The sequence below is a fragment of the Ruegeria sp. AH3 genome, from assembly GCF_056536265.1.
The window spans coordinates 1,983,374-2,001,348 of sequence record NZ_JBQFJL010000001.1 but is presented as its reverse complement, the minus strand read 5'-3'; the positions used below and the strand labels follow the sequence as shown (position 1 = coordinate 2,001,348).

Here is a 17,975-nt window from a genome sequence, read left to right as displayed (position 1 = left end):
AGCGGAGAAAGTACACATGACCCAGATTGACTACTATTTTGCGACAATTTCGCCCTATTCCTATCTGGCAGGTACACGGCTGGAAGAGGTCGCCGCCAAACATGGCGCAACGATCAACTACAAACCACTTGATATCATCGCATTGTTCGGCAGGACCGGTGGCACCCCACCCAAGGACCGTCATATCTCGCGCATCGAATACCGCGCGCAGGAACTGCTGCGCCAGTCAAAGACGCTGGGCATGGATTTCAACCTGCAACCAGCCCATTGGCCGACCAATATGGCGCCGTCCTCGTATGCTGTGATCGCTGCCGTTCAGGATGGTTCGGGCGATGTAGGGCAGCTATGCCACTCTTTCCTGCGTGCCTGCTGGGCCGAGGAAAAAGACATCGCCGAAGACAGCGTTATCCGAGACTGCCTGACACAGGCAGGCTTCGACCCGAAACTGGCCGATACCGGCCTGCTGGCGGGGGCTGAAACCTACGCAGCCAATCTTGAAGAAGCCGTGGACCGCGGTGTATTCGGCGCGCCGTTCTATATTACGCCTGATGATCAAAGGTTCTGGGGTCAGGACCGCCTCGACGACCTCGACCGTCACCTCGCAACGCTGAAGGGCTAGTCCAACCCCGCTTGCTTCATCTGGCTAAAAATACCTCGGGGGAATCGCAACTTGCTGCGATGGGGGCAGGGCCGCCGACCCCCTATAGCAAGGCCAGAAACTGATCGATCTGGTCCGCCGGTGTGGACCAGTCACAAACCAGACGGCAGGCTAACATCTCATCCTCATCTGCGCCCTCCAGTGTATCACCCCAAAAGTGATATACCGCGCCTGCGTCATGCAACTTGCGATGCAGACTGCGTGGGAAACGTGCAAAAATCATGTTGGCCTGAGGCTCATGCAAAAACGCAGCCCCGGCGGCGCGCAGCCCGTCAGCCAAACGTGCGCAATTGGCATTCGCCTGCCGCGCCGAGCGTAGCCACAGATCATCCTGCAGATAGGCCGCCATCTGTGCCGACAGATAGCGGTGCTTGGAAAACAGATGCGCCCCGCGTTTGCGTCGCAGCTCAAATTCCCAGGCTTTGCTTTCGTCGAAAAACACCACTGCTTCGACACCCATCAACCCGTTCTTGGTGCCACCGAAACTGACTGCATCCACACCGGATTTCCATGTCATCTCAGCCGGAGAGCAGTTCAACGCGACCAAAGCGTTGGTGAACCGCGCGCCATCCATATGGACCGGCAGGTTATACTCCTTGGCTACCCCGCAAAGCGCCTGCAGCTCTTCCAGCGAATACACCGATCCACGCTCAGTTACCTGCGTAATCGAAACCGGCCCGCGTTGCGGCCCGTGCACGCCACGGGTTTCTTCGCCTTCGACAGATCGGCGCAAAGCCTCAGGGGCCATCTTGTCCTCACCGGGCACGAGGGTCAGCTTGGCCCCGCTATAGAACTCCGGCGCGTTGCATTCGTCCTCATGGATATGTGCCACTGGCGAGCAAAAGACGGTTTCCCATGGCTGAGACAATGTGGCCAGAGCCAGTGAATTTGCCGCTGTTCCCGTAGCCACCAGATATACCGCCGCGCCGGGGGCTTCAAAGATTCCTCGGATTTGGTCGCGCACTTCGTTCATCAGAACGTCCGCGCCATAAGCCATTTGATAGCCCTGATTGGCTTCCGCCAACGCGGCCAGAACCTCGGGATGAACGGGCCCGGAATTGTCAGAGGCAAAATGCATCAGCTCGGCTCCTCGATGATATAATCTTCCCACTCTTCCAAGGGGGTTTCGAATTCAGACACGGTACGTCCCTGCACGGAAATGCCTGCGGCATGAACGCTGTCCGGCGTACCTGACAGCAACGGGTGCCAATCGTAAAGAGGTTTCCCCTCCCACAACAAACGATAGGCGCAGGTCTGCGGCAGCCAATAGGCATGGCTGTCGATGTTGTCGGGGCGCATCACGATGCATTCGGGCACGAATTGATGCCGGATGTCATATTGCGTGCAGCGGCAGCTTTCATCATCCAGCAGACGGCAGGCGACGCAGGTCAGCGCGACTTCGCCGGTGTCTTCATCTTCCAGCTTGTTGAGGCAACATTTGCCGCAGCCGTCGCACAGTGCTTCCCACTCGCGTGGGTTCATCTTCTGCAGTGGCTTGCGCTCCCAGAAGCGCGGGGCCAGTCCGTCTCGGTCGATGGGGTCCTTGGTCATTGAGCGGCCAGAAGCGCGCGCGCGCGGGCGCAATCGTCATTCATTTGGGCGATCAGCCCATCAAGGCCGTCAAAGGTCATTTCGGGCCGTAGGTAATCGACCAACCCCACCGAAAGGGTCGCGCCATAGAGGTCGCCTGAGAAATCGAACAGGAAGGTTTCGATATTGGGAACTTCCCCATGGAACATGGGGCGTGTCCCAACCGACGCCGCCCCACGATAGCTGCCCTGATGTGGACCATCGAGAACATCTACCAAAACTGCGTAGACCCCGAATTTCGGCGGATGCAGCCCCTCGATTGACATATTTGCGGTCGGGAATCCCAGCTCGCGCCCGCGCTGTTCGCCCCCGACGACTTCGCCTTCGATACGATGCCAATGCCCCAGCATCGCGGCAGCGTCGCGCGGGCGACCTTCGGACAGCGCCGTCCGGATTGCGGTGGACGAGACCACATTCTCCGACCGCTCCATCAACGGAGCGATCGTGACGCCAAAGCCCATCTCATCGCCGAACCGCTGCAGATCTTGCGGTGTGCCGCTCCGCCCTTTGCCAAAGCAGAAATCGGCGCCTACGACCACATGAGCCAGGCCCAGTCCGTCACAAATCACATTTCGCGCAAATTCCTCCGGTGTCAGCCCCGCCAAGGCTGCGTTGAACGGCAACTCATAAAGCTTCTGCACCCCCAGCTTCTGCAGCCGGTGCGCCCGTGCATTTCCCCGCATCAGGCGAAAGGGCGGGGCGTCGGGAGCGAAATATTCGCGTGGATGAGGCTCGAATGTCATCACGCCCAATGGCGCGGTCGGTTCAGCCTCGCGCGCCAGCTGGATGACGGATTGGTGCCCTAGATGGACTCCGTCAAAGTTCCCGATGGCGACACTTGCGCCGCGGTCTTCCGGCTCAACAAATTGAAAGTCACGTATGATCTGCATGAGGATTGCCTAACGAGAGTGTCGGGCAGGTTCAAGTCGCAGATCAGATGGGTTTGATAATCAGTCGAACTTCCGACTTGGGGCCAGCACCATCGCCTCGCCAACTAACACTTTCTTGCCATCAACGGCGCAATGGCAATCCAGCTTCACGCGGCGCTTGGAAAAGTCGATATCGATCACTTTCACTTCGGCATAGACCATGTCGCCAGGGCGGACAGGTGCAAGGAATTTCAGCGACTGTCCCATATAGACGGTGCCATGGCCGGGCAGCTGCTCTCCGATCACGGCCGAGATCAGTCCTGCGGTCAGCATGCCATGCGCGATCCGGCCTTCAAAGATCGTGTCGCGGGCATAGTCATCATCCAGATGCACCGGGTTACGATCCGTCGACACCTGGGCGAACATCTCGATATCTTCGTCCGTCACCACTTTGCGCAGGTGCCGGGTCATGCCCATTTCGATGTCTTCGATACATATCGTTCCGCGCGGAAGATTGTCCAACATGCTACCCTCATTCGAGATCGTGCGGGCAACAAAAGACCATCAGAAGTCGCCCTTCGGCAACTTTATTACTTCGCAACTGCAGAAAATCAAGTCTTTTTTGATCAGCGCAAACGCCCGATTGAGAAAGTCGGATTGATGTTTTCTTTTTCGTTATGGGATCTTAAGGCATCTTCGTCCGGGTGGTGCGACGTTTTGGTCTCTGCTGCCGCCAGCCCGCCAGTGATGAACAGAGTATCGATACCTTCGCCCATCCCGCCAGCGATGTCGGTCTGTGGGCCATCACCAATTGCCAGAATCTCGGAATCGCCAATATCAACGCCAAGTTCCGTAAGCCTGCGCCGTGCGAGATCGTAGATCGGAGGGTGAGGTTTGCCGAAATAAAGGCTCTCACCGCCCATCTCGGTATAAAGCCGCGCCAAGGCGCCTGCGCACCACTCTCGGGTTTCACCGCGATCAACGACAATATCAGGATTAGCGCAGAGCAGTTTCATGCCCTTCTGCTTCGCATATAGAAAGTCAGGCCGGTTTACCGCCGGATCGGCCATAGGATCAAACGGGCCGCAGCATACGATGCCTTCTGCTTCATCCAAGGGGACACGCTCGATATGGATGGGATGGTCCAGAATTTTCAGCGGCTCAAAGAAACCGGCATCCCGTTGCCATTCTCCCATGAAATAGACCTTTTCGCCGACTGCGCCCCGGAACATCGCAGATCGTGCCGAGTCACCACTGGTGGCAATCGTGTCATAGGCGTCAATCGGCACACCGAATTGCGCCAACTGATCGGCCACCCCCGCACGTGGTTTGGGTGAGTTTGTGACCAATACCACAACACCGCCCTTCTGCCGGTAAGCCTGCAAGGCCGCAACTGCCTCGGGGTAGGCGGTGATGCCATTGTGCACGCACCCCCAAAGATCGACAAACAGCGCTTTGTAACGGTCAGAGATTTCGGCAAGGGAAGAGATAATCTGGGTCATTTGCCCCTCATCTGGCAGGGAAGGCGATTTATCTAAGCCTATGGCAGAGCTTGCCATGTTTGGCCAGAGGGGGCTCTGCCCCTGGGCGAGGCAGAGCTTCGCAAAAGAAAAAGGCGCCCGATTGGGCGCCTTTGGGATTGGGCTCAGACCTTGAGGTTCGGGATAATTTGCTTTTTCCGGCTCATGATGCCGGGCAACACGACGGCATCGCCATCGACCGATGCGCCGAAGCTTTTTTCTGCGACGGCTTTAACCAGATCATTGGGAACCAGCAGGGTGGCCTCTTCGTTCAGGATGTCGACAACGAACAGCAAGACCTGATCGACGTTGTCTTCCTTGGCGACGTCGATCATGGACGCCGCAAGGCTGTCTTTGCGGTCCAGAACAACGCCCGGTGCGGTGGTTTCCAGCACCGAGACGCGGAACTTCGTGCCATCGACTTCGTATTCCTTGCTGTCCATACGGATCAGTTCGGCGTCCGAGAACGAGGACACATCCGATTTCGCCGCAAACATATCAGCCGCATAGGCCGATACGTCCAGGCCCAGATCGGCGGCCAGTTTCTCGGCCACGGCGCGGTCATGTGCGGTGGTGGTGGGCGAGCGGAACTCCAGCGTGTCCGACAGGATGCAGGTCAGCGCAGCACCTTTGATGGCGTCAGGCATTTTCGCTGCATCGTCGCCGATCAGGTCGATCATGATGGTCGCGGTGCAAGCCAGCGGGCGCACGGTGATATCGATGGGGCCTTTGGTTTCCAGCCCACCGACCAGTTTGTGGTGATCGATGATGGCGCGGATGTCGGCGCTGTTGATGCTGGCGGGCAGCTCAGCGGGGTTGTTGGTGTCTACGATCACGACCGGGGCATCTTCGGCCACGTCTTCAATGATCTGCGGCTTGGGTAGGTCCCAGCGCTGGAGCATGAAGTTGGCTTCGGTATTGGGCTCACCCAACAAAACCGGAGTGGCCGCTTCGCCTTTGACTTCGCTCAAATACCAGGCCCAGAGGATGGGCGAGCCGGTCGAATCGGTATCGGGGGATTTGTGACCAAGAACTTGGATTGTCATGACAGTGTCCTGAGGAATGTGGAATTGCGCGCCTTATAGGGTGGAGAATTCCACTTGTCACCCGGAACGGGGCTGGCTGCGACCCTTGGTCTGAAATCTCAGAAAGCTGCGCGTTCCAATGTGTAGCCGGCCTCTTGCAGTTGGTTCAGCAAGCCGAACTTGTTGCTCAGGTGCCCAGCTCCGAAGGCGATCACAACGGTCTGATCATTCAGTTTCAGAATCTTCTGCATCCAGTTGGCGTTGCGCTGCACCAGGAGCTGGTCTTCGAAGCTTTCCCACTCGGCATTGAATTCTTCCACTGTCAGCCCCGAGGCTTCGAACCCCTGAAGCTTGGCAAGCTCGATGATTATGGCATGCTGTTCGTCGAAATAAGCGTTGGCCATTGTGATCGTCTGATCATCTTCGGCCTGCAACGCACCGGCGAGTCGGGTCAGCGAGGCCACCTGTTCTTCCAACGGATGGCTGTCGAACATTGCGATCAAATCCTCGATCCGCTCCAGCGAGAATTGCGGGATGCCTTGTGCCTCGGCCAGCTCGGTCAGGCGCGTATCCATGCCACGGCCAAAATCGGGCGTGGACATCAGGCAGGGCGGAACTCCCAACATCATGCTCAGAAACCAAGGGCGCATCTTGGCCGCCATCCAGCTTGGAATGCCGCGTTCCGCCAGGGTGGCTGACAGGGCGGCCCAGTCTTCCGCGGTCATAAGATCGACCAGCGTGGGGCCGGAGATAATCAGCACCGGGCTGAAGTCGTCGGCCAGATCACGTTCGAACGCATCCATTTCTGATTTTGTGACTTCGAAATAGAAGGCATCTGCGGTGCTGAGGGTTGGTGTGAGGCGTTCAACAATTGCCTCCATGCGAGGATCGTTTGTGTGCAAGGTGCCGATCAGATGCAGAACGGTGTCGCCTTTCCGGGCAATCCAATGGTTGCCTTCCGGGAAAGGGATGGCGCTGAGGGTTTGTTCCAGTTTGGCTTCGATTTCGGGCGCAAGGTCGAGCCGCAGATCACGCCCTTCGCAGGCGGCGTGGGCCGTAAGGGGCAACAGAAAACCAAAGCAGAGGCTGAGCAGACGCATTGGGTCTCTTTCCTGGGGCGGGCACTTCGTTCAAGACTTATCTTTGTGTCTGACGGCTGGCAATCCGCGCGAAACCGCATAGCATGGCGGCATGAAGCGCGAGCAGGACCTCTATCCCCCGATCAAAGCATTGCTGGAGCGGCAAGGCTATGCCGTGAAGGGTGAGGTGGGTGCGGCCGATATCGTCGCCATTCGCGAGGGTGAAGAGCCCGTGGTCGTTGAGCTCAAGCTGCGGTTCAGTCTTGCCCTGTTCCATCAGGCGATTGCACGCCTGAAGTTGACGGATCAGGTGTATCTGGGGGTGTGCAAGCCGACCGGACGCAGTGCGCGACGAGCATTGAAAGACAATCTTGCGCTTTGCCGACGCCTTGGGTTGGGGTTGATCACTGTGCGCGCGGATGGCGCGGTTGAAGTCCAGTGTGACCCCGGTCCCTACGCCCCGCGCAAAAACAAGTCCAAGGTTGCGCGCCTGCTGCGTGAGTTCGACCGGTTGGAAGGCGACCCGAATGCGGGCGGGGCAACGCGACACGGGATTGTCACGGCTTACCGTCAGGATGCGCTGAAATGTGCGGCCCATCTGGCAGAATGTGGCGCGACAAAGGGCGCTGAGGTTGCGGTGGCGACCGGAGTGCCCTCGGCCACCCGGTTAATGCGCGAAAACCACTATGGCTGGTTTGATAAGGTCGAGAAGGGCGTCTACTGTCTGTCTGAGGCCGGGCAGGAGGGGCTGAAGCACTGGGCCTATAGCTGGGAACAAACTGATTGAGCCATTAGGTCAGAAAAATCCTTCACAGCTTGTTGACTCACGGATTTGGACCCCCTAGCTATGCGTCGTTATCACTCGCAAGGGTCGAGTGCTAACGCCTCGTCAGTCGGCGAGGGGAGGATAAACAAACTTTGAGCCCAAGGAGCTGCAAAGATGGCATTGAAACCGCTTCATGACCGCGTGCTGGTTCGCCGTACCGAAAGCGAAGAGAAAACCGCAGGCGGCCTGATCATTCCCGACAGCGCAAAAGAAAAGCCCAGCGAAGGCGAAGTCGTTGCAACCGGCGAAGGCGCACGTAAGGACAGCGGCGAACTGATCGCAATGGCTGTTAAAGCTGGTGACAAGATCCTGTTCGGCAAATGGTCGGGCACTGAGGTTCAGGTCAACGGCGAAGAGCTGCTGATGATGAAAGAAAGCGACATCATGGGGATCATCGAGTAAGCCGCGCGCTTTCTCTGATCTTCATTCCAATACATTTTCTCAAGGAGAAACGACATGGCTGCAAAGGACGTCAAGTTCGACACCGATGCCCGTAACCGCATGCTGGCAGGTGTGAACATCCTGGCCGATGCTGTTAAAGTGACCCTGGGCCCCAAAGGCCGCAACGTGGTTCTGGACAAATCCTTCGGCGCACCGCGCATCACCAAAGACGGTGTATCGGTTGCCAAGGAAATCGAACTGGAAGACAAGTTCGAAAACATGGGCGCGCAGATGGTGAAAGAAGTCGCCAGCCGCACCAACGACGAAGCCGGTGACGGCACCACCACTGCAACCGTTCTGGCACAGGCAATCGTTCGCGAAGGTCTGAAGCAGGTTGCAGCGGGTCTGAACCCGATGGACCTGAAGCGCGGCATCGATCTGGCGACTGCCAAAGTTGTTGCAGGCATCAAAGACGCATCGCGCGAAGTCAAAGACTCGGCAGAAGTTGCTCAGGTTGGCACCATCTCGGCCAACGGCGAAGCTGAAATCGGCCAGCAGATCGCAGACGCGATGCAGAAAGTTGGCAACGAAGGCGTTATCACCGTCGAAGAAAACAAAGGTCTGGAAACCGAGACCGATGTTGTCGAAGGTATGCAGTTCGACCGTGGCTACCTGTCGCCTTACTTCGTCACCAACGCAGACAAGATGATCGCAGAACTCGACGACTGCATGATCCTGCTGCACGAAAAGAAACTGTCCTCGCTGCAGCCGATGGTTCCGCTGCTCGAGCAGGTGATCCAGTCGCAGAAGCCGCTGCTGATCATCGCGGAAGATGTTGAAGGCGAAGCGCTGGCAACTCTGGTTGTTAACAAACTGCGCGGCGGCCTGAAAATTGCTGCTGTCAAAGCACCGGGCTTCGGCGATCGCCGCAAGGCCATGCTGCAGGACATCGCGATCCTGACCGGCGGTCAGGTCATCAGCGAAGATCTGGGCATGAAGCTCGAGTCCGTCACCATGGACATGCTGGGCACCGCCAAGAAGATCGAAATCACCAAAGACGAAACCACCATCGTTGACGGTGCAGGCGAGAAAGCCGAGATCGAAGCACGTGTTGCTCAGATCCGTACCCAGATCGAAGAAACCTCGTCGGATTACGACCGTGAGAAGCTGCAAGAGCGCGTTGCCAAACTGGCAGGCGGTGTTGCCGTTATCCGCGTCGGCGGCATGACCGAAGTTGAAGTGAAAGAGCGTAAGGACCGTGTGGACGATGCTCTGAACGCAACACGCGCTGCTGTGCAGGAAGGCGTTGTTGTTGGCGGTGGTGTTGCTCTTGTTCAGGCCGGTAAAGCACTGGAAACTCTGGAAGGTGCAAACGCTGACCAGAACGCCGGTATCAACATCGTTCGCAAGGCAATCGAAGCGCCGCTGCGCCAGATCGCCGAGAACGCGGGTGTTGACGGTGCGGTTGTTGCGGGCAAAGTCCGTGAATCCGGTGATGTATCGTTCGGCTTCAACGCACAGACCGAAGAATATGGCGACATGTTCTCGTTCGGCGTGATTGACCCGGCCAAAGTTGTCCGTACCGCTCTGGAAGATGCGGCATCGGTTGCTGGTCTGCTGGTCACTACCGAAGCAATGGTTGCCGACAAGCCGCAGAAAGACGCACCTGCTGCAGGCGGCATGCCCGACATGGGCGGCATGGGCGGCATGATGTAAGCTGCTTAAGCCTTTGTGCTTATCGACGGGGTCGCCTTCGGGCGGCCCCGTTTCATTTGGAATGCCTTCTGCTCGGGCATGACTCGGGTGGATGCATTTCTGATCAGAAGAACAGCAGGGCTGCTTCTGCCTGCGGGAAAGTGAGTGTGCAAACCACGCTGAAACCGCTATGCGGTCGAGATGCGACTGTTTTTGCTTACTGCTCTGACCATGTGTGCCTTTGCGGCGAATTCGATCCTGAATCGGCTTGCCATTGATATTGGTGCAAGTGATCCGGCGGGATTTGCCATTGTTCGGGTGTTGTCAGGCGCAATTGTGTTGGTGGCGCTGGTGGCTCTGCGGAAGGGGTCGCTTCCCGTTCTAAGTCGTCGACGTTTTACCGGGGCCGGATCGTTGTCGCTCTATATGATCGGTTTTTCGATTGCGTATCTGACGCTTGATGCGGGGCTTGGGGCGCTGATCCTGTTCGGCGTGGTTCAGATCACAATGTTCACGATAGGGGCAGTTTCCGGCGCGGCCCCGACGAAGCGGCAGGTTTTTGGGGCGGTCATAGCGCTGGGCGGGTTGGCATATGTGCTTTGGCCCACTGGCGCGTTGCGCGTCGATCTGTTGGGGGCCAGCCTTATGGTGGCTGCCGGGGTCGGATGGGCGGTGTATTCGATAGTCGGGCGATCCGAACCTGATGCATTATCCGGAACGGCGGCCAATTTCGTCGTGGCGCTTCCGGTCACAGGATTGGCTCTGCTCGCTTTGGGGGACGCATGGCAGATGACCTTGGTGGGATACGGTCTTGCCGCCTTATCCGGCGGAGTCACTTCGGGGATGGGATATGCGCTCTGGTACCGAGTTCTGCCCCAACTGGCCCCTGCTGTGGCCGCGATCGTACAGCTGAGCGTTCCGGTTGTTGCCATCGCGGCCGGTGTGGTGCTGTTGGGCGAAGTGGCAAGCCTGCGCCTGCTGATAGGCGCAGGACTGGTTTTGGGAGGCATCGCGCTGGCAGTGTTGCGCCTGAACCGTGGCTAGGGGTTTTCTCGCCCCCCGATAGGGCTTATCTGGCGGGTCATGAAGCTTCTGATCGCCTTCCTGTGTTGTCTCGTGCCTGCTGTCGCGCAGGCGAAATGCGTTGTGTTGCTGCATGGTTTGGCACGGACCGAAGCATCATTCACGGTGATGGAGCAACTTTTCCGCGCGCATGATTACACGGTTGTTCGCCCCGGATACTCTTCGACAGACCTGCCCATTCCTGAACTTGCTGAACAAACTCTGCCGGATGCCTTTGCCGCCTGTGGCGATGACACAGTAAATGTGGTCGCGCATTCGATGGGTGGGATCCTGCTGCGCTATTGGCTGCAAGATCATACCCTTGATAGCCTTGGGCGGGTCGTCATGCTTGGCCCCCCGAACCAGGGCAGCCAATTGGTGGATGAACTGGGGGCCTGGGAGGTCTTTGGCCTGCTGCATGGTCCCGCGGGACTGGCCCTTGGCACAGGTCCCGAAGGCATTCCGCGCAAGTTGCCCCCGGTTGATTTCGATCTGGGGGTGATCGCCGGAGAAAACTCGCTGAACCCTGTATTCTCGTCCCTGATTGACGGGCCGGATGATGGCAAGGTTTCGGTCGAGACGACAAAGGTCGAGGGCATGGCGGATCACATCGTTTTGCCGGTGACTCACACGTTCATGATGAACAATCCGCAGGTCATGGCACAGACCCTGCATTTCATCGAATTTGGACAGTTCGATCCCGAGATCACGTGGCTCGATGGGGTCGAGGACATCATCGATCAGATTTGCATCGGACAGGATTGCTCGGAGCCTGAATCGGAGCCCTCTCAATGACTAAACTCGATTTCACGTTTACCGGGGCAGAGGTTCTGTTGCCGGGCCAGGGGCTGTGTGCCACGGAATTGTCGATAGCCGACGGTTTGGTGCAAAGTGACAGGGCAGGGCGGCAGATCGACCTTTCAGGATATCTCGTGCTGCCGGGTATCATCGACCTGCATGGGGATGGGTTTGAACGACACATCGCACCGCGGCGGGGGGCGATGAAGCAGATGAATGAAGGCATCCTTGCAGCAGAAGCCGAGCTTGCTGCAAACGGTATTACAACCGCAGTGATGGCGCAGTTCTACAGCTGGGAAGGCGGCGTGCGCGGACCTGAGTTTGCAGCCCAAGTCTTTGCGGCGATCGCGTCGGTGAAAACGGACGCCGTTACCGATCTGATGCCCCAGCTTCGGTTTGAAACCCATATGCTGGATGATTACGGCGATCTGCCCGAACGGATAGCAGAGTGGCAGGTTCCATATGTGGTCTTCAATGATCACCTTCCGCATGAGCGCCTGGCGCAGGGACGAACGCCACCACGCCTGACCGGGCAGGCGTTGAAAGCGGGACGTAACCCGGAAGTTCATCTGGAAATGCTGCAAACGATGCACAAACGGGGATCTGAGGTACCTGAGGCTCTGAACGCTTTGTGTGCCACGTTGGCCAGTCGTGGTGTTCGTATGGGCAGCCATGATGACGCCAGAAGGCAGGATCGGCTTGATTGGCGTACGCGCGGGGTCAGCATAGCTGAATTCCCCGAAACGCTTGAGGCTGCAGAAACTGCCCGCGCGGGCGGGGATCACATTATTCTGGGGTCGCCCAATGTCGTGCGCGGAGGGTCCCACAAAGGCAATGCCAGCGCGCTGGATCTGATTGCCATGGGGCTGTGCGATGCGCTGGCTTCGGACTATCATTATCCAAGCCCTCGTCGCGCCGCGCTGATGCTGGCCAAATCTGGCTTGCTGGACTTCGCAGACGCCTGGGCGCTGGTGTCATCCGGCCCGGCAAAAGTGCTGGGGCTGTTGGATCGAGGTGAGCTGTCGCCGGGAAAACGCGCTGACCTGCTGATCCTTGATGCCCAAACGCAACGTGTCGCTGCTACTCTGGCGGGCGGGCGTGTCAGCTGTATGTCGGGCGACATCGCCACGCGGTTCATCGGCTGAGCGATCCGACGCCTCGCATTAACCTGTCAGCGTACAATCCGGTTAAAATGCGCCATCTTGCGACCGGCTTTCACATCGGACTTGCCGTATAGATGCAGCGCAACGTCCCGTTCGCGGGCCAGTTCCGGCACCCGATCCATGTCATTGCCGATCAGATTCTCCATCACCACGTCGGAATGTCGCTGACCATCGCCCAAAGGCCATCCGGCAACGGCGCGGATGTGCTGCTCGAACTGATCGACAGCGCAACCATTCTGGGTCCAGTGGCCCGAGTTGTGCACGCGTGGCGCGATCTCGTTTACGATCAGACCTTGCGGCGTCACGAACAGTTCAACTCCCATGACACCCACATAATCCAGCGCGTTCAGGATATTGGCCGCCAGCAATACCGCATCGGTCCGCTGGGCCGGAGACAAGCGCGCCGGAACTGTGGTCGTGTGCAGGATGCCATCGCGGTGCACGTTCTCACCCGGATCGAAACAGGCAACCTGACCATCCAGACCTCGCGCTGCGATGACCGAGACTTCATGGCTGAAATCCACAAACCCTTCCAGTATGGACGGCGCTCCAGCCATGTCGGCCAATGCAGCCTCGGCGTCTTCAGGGATGCGCAGTCGCGCCTGCCCCTTGCCATCATAGCCGAAGCGACGCGTTTTCAGGATGGCCGGAGTGCCGATCTCATCAACAGCGTTCTGCAAACTTTCCAGATCGGTGATGTCGGCGAAAGGTGCCGTTTTCAGTCCAAGCCCTTGCAGAAAAACCTTCTCGGTCAATCGGTCCTGACTGACTCGCAGCGCCTCACGGCCCGGACGGATGGGGCGATGTGCTTCCAGCAGATCCAGCGCCTCGGTCGGGATATTTTCGAACTCATAGGTGATGACTTCCACCGAATCCGCGAAGGCTTTCAACGCAACTGCATCGTCATAAGCTGCTGTGGTGACGCGATCTGCCACCTGCCCGGCAGGAGGGTTGGCACCGGGTTGAAAAATGTGGGTCTTGAACCCAAGTCGAGCCGCCGCAACGGAGAGCATACGGCCCAGCTGACCCCCGCCCAAAATCCCGATTGTTGCTCCGGGGGTGAGCATATCTGCCATCGTCACGTCTCCAATCGTTTGCCAATCGCGGTCAGGGCGGCGCGCAACGCGTCATGCGCGCCCTCGGACTGCAAGGTCTCGGTCATCTGAAGGCTCAAGGTGCCTTCGGTCGCAAGTGCGTCACGCTCAATGGCCAATTGACCGGCCTGTCCCTTTTGCATCGTGGCCAGGAAGCCTGACATGAGCTGCGTGGTATAGAACTCCGCCCCGTCCTTGTCGCCGGTCTGATCGGCCAGCCATCCTGCCCCGGTTGCCATCAGGTCCAGAACACCTGGCACCATGGCGCAAATGGCGAAATGCGCGTTCAATGCGGCCTCGTCCGAGACTTTCACCACAGGATTTTCGGGCTCGAACAGGTCTGCAAGCAGTCGGTCGTTGCCGAATGCGGCGAGGGGGCAGCCTCCGGTCTGCAGGAAACCCAGTGGGATGGTCTGCACGAAATCCGACGCTGGCGCGCACAGCTTTGCGAGTTGGTCGACGGGCACGGCTGCCATCACCGAAACGATCTGCTGATCCGCGCGAAAGGTCAGTGGAGCCAGAACGTCTGCTGCAACCTGCGGGCGCAGGCAGAGGAACACGATGTCGGACGCGTCGATCACCTCCTGCGGGGTGCCAACACTGGCCCCAAGCTCGGCCTGAAGGGCCGAGGACACTTGTGCATTGCGCTCGGTAACGTGAAGGTCATGGCCTTTTGAAGCCGCCAGCCGCGCGATCGGGGCTGCGATGTGACCCGTACCAATGATGCCTATGCGGCTCATCCCTGTGGTTCTTCAGGAATTGAGGCGGACAAAGCCTCACGCCAGGCATCCAGTCGTTCAGCCAGCGCCGTATCCTGCAGCGCCAGAATGCCTGCCGCCATCAAGCCCGCATTCGCCCCACCGGCCGAGCCAATCGCCATTGTCGCAACCGGAAATCCTTTGGGCATCTGGACGATGGAATAGAGCGAATCCACACCCGAAAGCGCGCGAGTCTGCACCGGCACACCAATCACCGGAACGCGGGTTTTCGACGCCATCATACCCGGCAAATGCGCTGCACCACCCGCACCAGCGATGATGACCTGCAGGCCGCGCGATACGGCGGTTTTGCCGTAGTCCCATAAACGATCCGGGGTGCGGTGGGCTGAAACAATGCGAGCCTCATAGGCGATGCCCAATTCATCCAGAATATCGGCTGCCTCTTTCATCGTGGGCCAGTCCGATTGGCTGCCCATGATGATCCCTACTTTCACATCGCTCATCCGCTTACGCCCCTGCCTTCTGAAAGAGCGCGCACTATAGCCAAATCCGCTTATGTGGCAATGCGGTACACGCGTTTCAGGCGATGATATCGGGGGTCAAACGGTCTTCGATCAGACGGATAATGTCTTTCAGGCGCAGTTTCTGCTTTTTCAGCCGCTTGATCGTCAACTGATCCGAGGTGCCCTTGGCCTGCAGCGCCTCGATCGCCTCGTCCAGATCGCGGTGCTGGCGTCGAAAGACCTCCAATTCCACCCGCAGGACTTCATCGGTTTTCATCGAAAGATCGGTAGGCGCGTTCATGGACGACTCAGTGTTTCAAGTGGTGCTTTCGACACAAGATAGTGTGTCAGGGTTTATCCGGCCAGACCTTGTGGACATCCCTGTATCTTCCCATATTCTATAGCACGCGGTTGCCAGAACGGGGCCGCAGAATACGTCGCTTTGACAATGAAGGACGAAAATACGTGTCGAAACTTACCTTAGGCTCATACCCGCATCTTTTGGGGTTCGAGCAGTTGGAACGCCTTCTGGAACGGTCTGCAAAGGCCGGCAATGAAGGTTACCCGCCCTATAATATCGAGCAGACCTCGGATTTTTCCTATCGCATCACCCTGGCTGTGGCTGGGTTCGCGGAAGAGGACCTGTCGATTACCATCGAGGATCGCCAGCTGGTGATCCGGGGCCGTCAACGCGACGACAGCGAGGGGCGCATATTCCTGCACCGCGGCATCGCGGCACGCCAGTTCCAGCGCATGTTCGTGCTGGCTGACGGGGTCGAGGTGGGCGAGGCGATCATGGAGAATGGTCTGCTGCATGTGGATCTGACCCGCGCCGTGCCTGAAACCGTGGTTCAGACAATCAACATAAGGAAGGGGTAAGAGCTATGAATACACCGATCGAAATCAACGCCGAAGGCGATCGGATCGTCTATGTAAAAACCGTCGAAGTGGCTGACTTGCCGCGTGATTTGCGCGAACAGGCGGGTGATCTGGATCAGCTATACGCCGTCCACGACTCTGATGGGCAGCAACTGGCGCTGGTCGCAGACCGCAAGCTGGCCTTTGTGCTGGCGCGTGAGCATGACCTGTCACCGGTGGCTGTTCACTAAGCCACCACACACTCTGCTGAAATGACGTGACATTTGCCCGTTCTGCGGTGATCGTGCCGCAGAACGTGAAACAGGAGTGTGCGTCATGGCATGGTATGACTTTGACTGGGTGGATGCCTTCACCGACCGCGCGTTTGGTGGCAATGGTTGTGCGGTCGTACATGGCGGGGCAGGGCTATCGGATGAAACCTGCATGGCCTATGTCCGCGAGACCTCTTTGGTGGAATGTACCTTCACCGGCCCGTCAGATGTGGCCGATATCAGGGTGCGGTATTTTCTGGCCAGCCGTGAAATCCCCTTTGCAGGCCACCCGACTATCGCAACGGTCGCTGCGCTTCGGTCGCGAGGTTTGGTTCAGGGCGAATCTCTGACATTGGAAACCGGAGCGGGCCTTGTCGCCATTCGTCTGAATGGTGATGAGATCGAGATGACCCAGATCGCACCAGAATTTGGGGCCAGTGTTCCGGTCGACCTTGTTGCAAGCGCGATTTCGCTGCCAGAAGAGGCCATTATTTCCCCGCCGCAACTGGTATCAACCGGTTTGCCGTTCTGCATCACGGTGCTGCGGGATCATGATGCCTTGCGCGCCGCGCGGCTGGTCGAAGGGCCTTTACGTAAGGTGGCTGCCGCAGCTGATTACTCGGGTTCAGACATGGCCGAGCCGTTTTTGGTCACCTTGCAAGGGGCGACGGCGCAGGGGGATACGTTCTCGCGTCTGTTGCTGGCACCGCCCAGCCCGCCAGAGGACCCATTCACCGGTTCGGCCACGGGGGCCATGGCGGCCTATCTCTGGAAATACGGTTTGATGAAAAAAGATCAATTCACGGCCGAACAAGGCCACGACATGGGGCGCCCCGGGCAGGCGCGGGTTACACGCGTTGGCCCCCCGGATGCGATGACCGGGATCAGAGTTGCCGGGCGCGGCCATATTCTGATGCGCGGGCAGGTGGATCTGCCGGACTGACCCGCTCAGATCTTTGGCTTCATCCACTCAAGTCGGGCAATGGGATTGTTGGCCGGATCAACCGAGTGCCGCTGGCAGAGCTTCTCCAGATAAGAGCCGGGCAGTGGCAACCCGGACCGCTGTGTGGCCAGCCACTTTTTCTGATGACCGTAGATGTGGACGGAATGGACGCCCTCTCGTTCAATCTCTTCCATGCGGATTCTGGGGTCATGCAGCTTCCACAACTCGTCGACCGCAAGCGGGTACAGCGCCTCGAGCGGCAATGCGTGCTTATCTTCTCCGGTTTCTCTCAGAAAATAGCTCAGTGCCTTGGGGCCTGAACACCCCCAGGAGAGCGCTTCGATCCCCCAGGTTTCACCGTTCTGAATGCGTTCCCGATTAATCCGGTGCAGACGCGATCCGCGCCACGGCTGGGTGGGGTTTTGCGAAGTAGTGAACTCCAGCATCTGCGTCAGCGTTGACGAGTCAGGCGGCAGCTTCAGCACGCCGTTCGGATATGTCCCATCGCCGGTTGGGGCGAACACGTAAGGGCTGTCAAAATCGAATGGTCGAACGCAATAAGCATCCAGATCAACCCAGATGAAATCGGTTTTCTGCAGCATTCGCAGGCGAAATATATCCGAGAAAACAGCGACCCTGAGCCGAAAGTTTTCGCGCAAATCGAAGGGAGGAGGCCACAGGATCTCTGACGCGTGGCGCTGATCGACCCCAAGCGGGACGCCTTCAACTGGATCGGTGGTGTAGAGAACGAACGGGTGCCCATAATCAAGAAATGACTGAATGCAAAGAGCTTCGAGCCAAGACAGATCAGAGCCGTACCAGAAACCGGCAATAGTCGGCAGTTTTCGCCCCATGGATTGATCGCGCCTGAGAATGGTCCTGACCAAGCTATAATCCGTTTCGCATGGCGGCGGCAATGT

At 58.3% G+C, this 17,975-nt stretch carries 22 protein-coding genes; 10 read left to right on the top strand and 12 right to left on the bottom strand.

Going from position 1 to position 17,975, the window contains the following annotated elements; all coding sequences use genetic code 11:
* The first annotated feature begins 16 nt into the window (after positions 1-16).
* On the top strand, positions 17-619 hold the full coding sequence (locus ACR3EM_RS10055) for a DsbA family protein (RefSeq protein WP_480470570.1): 603 nt from the start codon (positions 17-19) through the stop codon (positions 617-619).
* 82 nt (positions 620-701) lie between these two features.
* Here the strand turns inward: ACR3EM_RS10055 and ACR3EM_RS10050 are convergent, their stop codons facing one another.
* The 7 genes from ACR3EM_RS10050 to ACR3EM_RS10020 all read right to left on the bottom strand — a co-directional run bounded on the left by ACR3EM_RS10050 (position 702) and on the right by ACR3EM_RS10020 (position 6,762).
* Positions 702-1,736 (bottom strand): threonine aldolase family protein, encoded by a 1,035-nt coding sequence (locus tag ACR3EM_RS10050; RefSeq protein WP_480470569.1) that lies wholly within the window; start codon positions 1,734-1,736, stop codon positions 702-704.
* Positions 1,736-2,209: a YcgN family cysteine cluster protein gene (locus ACR3EM_RS10045; RefSeq protein ID WP_480470568.1), complete on the bottom strand. Its 474-nt coding sequence runs from the start codon at positions 2,207-2,209 to the stop codon at positions 1,736-1,738. The genes ACR3EM_RS10050 and ACR3EM_RS10045 overlap by 1 nt, the downstream gene beginning before the upstream one ends.
* The gene (locus ACR3EM_RS10040) at positions 2,206-3,138 is read right to left on the bottom strand and encodes a bifunctional riboflavin kinase/FAD synthetase (RefSeq protein ID WP_480470567.1); all 933 of its coding nucleotides are present in this window, start codon (positions 3,136-3,138) and stop codon (positions 2,206-2,208) included. The genes ACR3EM_RS10045 and ACR3EM_RS10040 overlap by 4 nt, the downstream gene beginning before the upstream one ends.
* 60 nt (positions 3,139-3,198) lie before the next feature.
* Complete coding sequence (locus tag ACR3EM_RS10035) at positions 3,199-3,642, bottom strand: MaoC family dehydratase (protein WP_480470566.1); 444 nt, start codon at positions 3,640-3,642, stop codon at positions 3,199-3,201.
* 101 nt (positions 3,643-3,743) lie between these two features.
* A complete protein-coding gene (locus ACR3EM_RS10030; protein WP_480470565.1) occupies positions 3,744-4,619 on the bottom strand; it encodes an HAD family hydrolase in 876 nt (291 codons plus the stop codon).
* Positions 4,620-4,762: 143 nt separating this feature from the next.
* On the bottom strand, positions 4,763-5,683 hold the full coding sequence (locus ACR3EM_RS10025; RefSeq protein ID WP_480470564.1) for a manganese-dependent inorganic pyrophosphatase: 921 nt from the start codon (positions 5,681-5,683) through the stop codon (positions 4,763-4,765).
* Between the two features lie 98 nt (positions 5,684-5,781).
* Positions 5,782-6,762 (bottom strand): TraB/GumN family protein, encoded by a 981-nt coding sequence (locus tag ACR3EM_RS10020; protein WP_480470563.1) that lies wholly within the window; start codon positions 6,760-6,762, stop codon positions 5,782-5,784.
* Positions 6,763-6,853: 91 nt separating this feature from the next.
* Between ACR3EM_RS10020 and ACR3EM_RS10015 the strand changes: the two genes are divergently transcribed.
* The 6 genes from ACR3EM_RS10015 to ACR3EM_RS09990 all read left to right on the top strand — a co-directional run bounded on the left by ACR3EM_RS10015 (position 6,854) and on the right by ACR3EM_RS09990 (position 12,648).
* Positions 6,854-7,528, top strand: coding sequence for a DUF2161 domain-containing phosphodiesterase (locus ACR3EM_RS10015; RefSeq protein WP_480470562.1), 675 nt, complete (start codon positions 6,854-6,856; stop codon positions 7,526-7,528).
* A 153-nt stretch (positions 7,529-7,681) separates the two neighbouring features.
* Positions 7,682-7,969: a co-chaperone GroES gene (groES, locus tag ACR3EM_RS10010; RefSeq protein ID WP_039523824.1), complete on the top strand. Its 288-nt coding sequence runs from the start codon at positions 7,682-7,684 to the stop codon at positions 7,967-7,969.
* 54 nt (positions 7,970-8,023) lie between these two features.
* Positions 8,024-9,664: a chaperonin GroEL gene (gene groL, locus ACR3EM_RS10005; protein WP_480470561.1), complete on the top strand. Its 1,641-nt coding sequence runs from the start codon at positions 8,024-8,026 to the stop codon at positions 9,662-9,664.
* Between the two features lie 180 nt (positions 9,665-9,844).
* The gene (locus tag ACR3EM_RS10000) at positions 9,845-10,687 is read left to right on the top strand and encodes a DMT family transporter (protein WP_480470560.1); all 843 of its coding nucleotides are present in this window, start codon (positions 9,845-9,847) and stop codon (positions 10,685-10,687) included.
* 39 nt (positions 10,688-10,726) lie between these two features.
* Positions 10,727-11,500: an alpha/beta fold hydrolase gene (locus ACR3EM_RS09995; protein ID WP_480470559.1), complete on the top strand. Its 774-nt coding sequence runs from the start codon at positions 10,727-10,729 to the stop codon at positions 11,498-11,500.
* Positions 11,497-12,648, top strand: coding sequence for an alpha-D-ribose 1-methylphosphonate 5-triphosphate diphosphatase (locus tag ACR3EM_RS09990; RefSeq protein ID WP_480470558.1), 1,152 nt, complete (start codon positions 11,497-11,499; stop codon positions 12,646-12,648). The genes ACR3EM_RS09995 and ACR3EM_RS09990 overlap by 4 nt, the downstream gene beginning before the upstream one ends.
* Before the next feature lie 26 nt (positions 12,649-12,674).
* Here the strand turns inward: ACR3EM_RS09990 and ACR3EM_RS09985 are convergent, their stop codons facing one another.
* From ACR3EM_RS09985 to ACR3EM_RS09970, 4 genes are all read right to left on the bottom strand, one after another.
* Positions 12,675-13,742, bottom strand: coding sequence for a 5-(carboxyamino)imidazole ribonucleotide synthase (locus ACR3EM_RS09985; RefSeq protein WP_480470557.1), 1,068 nt, complete (start codon positions 13,740-13,742; stop codon positions 12,675-12,677).
* 2 nt (positions 13,743-13,744) lie between these two features.
* A complete protein-coding gene (locus tag ACR3EM_RS09980) occupies positions 13,745-14,500 on the bottom strand; it encodes an NAD(P)-binding domain-containing protein (RefSeq protein WP_480470556.1) in 756 nt (251 codons plus the stop codon).
* Positions 14,497-14,982 carry a 5-(carboxyamino)imidazole ribonucleotide mutase gene (gene purE, locus ACR3EM_RS09975; RefSeq protein ID WP_480470555.1) on the bottom strand — a complete coding sequence of 162 codons (486 nt, stop codon included), beginning with the start codon at positions 14,980-14,982 and terminating at the stop codon, positions 14,497-14,499. The genes ACR3EM_RS09980 and purE overlap by 4 nt, the downstream gene beginning before the upstream one ends.
* A 76-nt stretch (positions 14,983-15,058) precedes the next feature.
* Complete coding sequence (locus ACR3EM_RS09970; RefSeq protein ID WP_010441787.1) at positions 15,059-15,283, bottom strand: YdcH family protein; 225 nt, start codon at positions 15,281-15,283, stop codon at positions 15,059-15,061.
* Between the two features lie 164 nt (positions 15,284-15,447).
* Here ACR3EM_RS09970 and ACR3EM_RS09965 point away from each other — a divergent pair, with 164 nt between their 5' ends.
* From ACR3EM_RS09965 to ACR3EM_RS09955, 3 genes are all read left to right on the top strand, one after another.
* Entirely contained in the window at positions 15,448-15,861 is a 414-nt protein-coding gene (locus ACR3EM_RS09965; RefSeq protein ID WP_058275530.1) for an Hsp20 family protein, read from the top strand.
* 5 nt (positions 15,862-15,866) lie between these two features.
* Positions 15,867-16,091 carry a DUF1150 family protein gene (locus ACR3EM_RS09960; RefSeq protein WP_480470554.1) on the top strand — a complete coding sequence of 75 codons (225 nt, stop codon included), beginning with the start codon at positions 15,867-15,869 and terminating at the stop codon, positions 16,089-16,091.
* An 85-nt stretch (positions 16,092-16,176) separates the two neighbouring features.
* On the top strand, positions 16,177-17,055 hold the full coding sequence (locus tag ACR3EM_RS09955) for a PhzF family phenazine biosynthesis protein (RefSeq protein WP_480470553.1): 879 nt from the start codon (positions 16,177-16,179) through the stop codon (positions 17,053-17,055).
* A 5-nt stretch (positions 17,056-17,060) separates the two neighbouring features.
* Here ACR3EM_RS09955 and ACR3EM_RS09950 read toward each other — a convergent pair whose 3' ends face one another.
* Positions 17,061-17,942 carry a glycosyltransferase family 32 protein gene (locus ACR3EM_RS09950; RefSeq protein WP_480470552.1) on the bottom strand — a complete coding sequence of 294 codons (882 nt, stop codon included), beginning with the start codon at positions 17,940-17,942 and terminating at the stop codon, positions 17,061-17,063.
* Between the last annotated feature and the right edge of the window lie 33 nt (positions 17,943-17,975).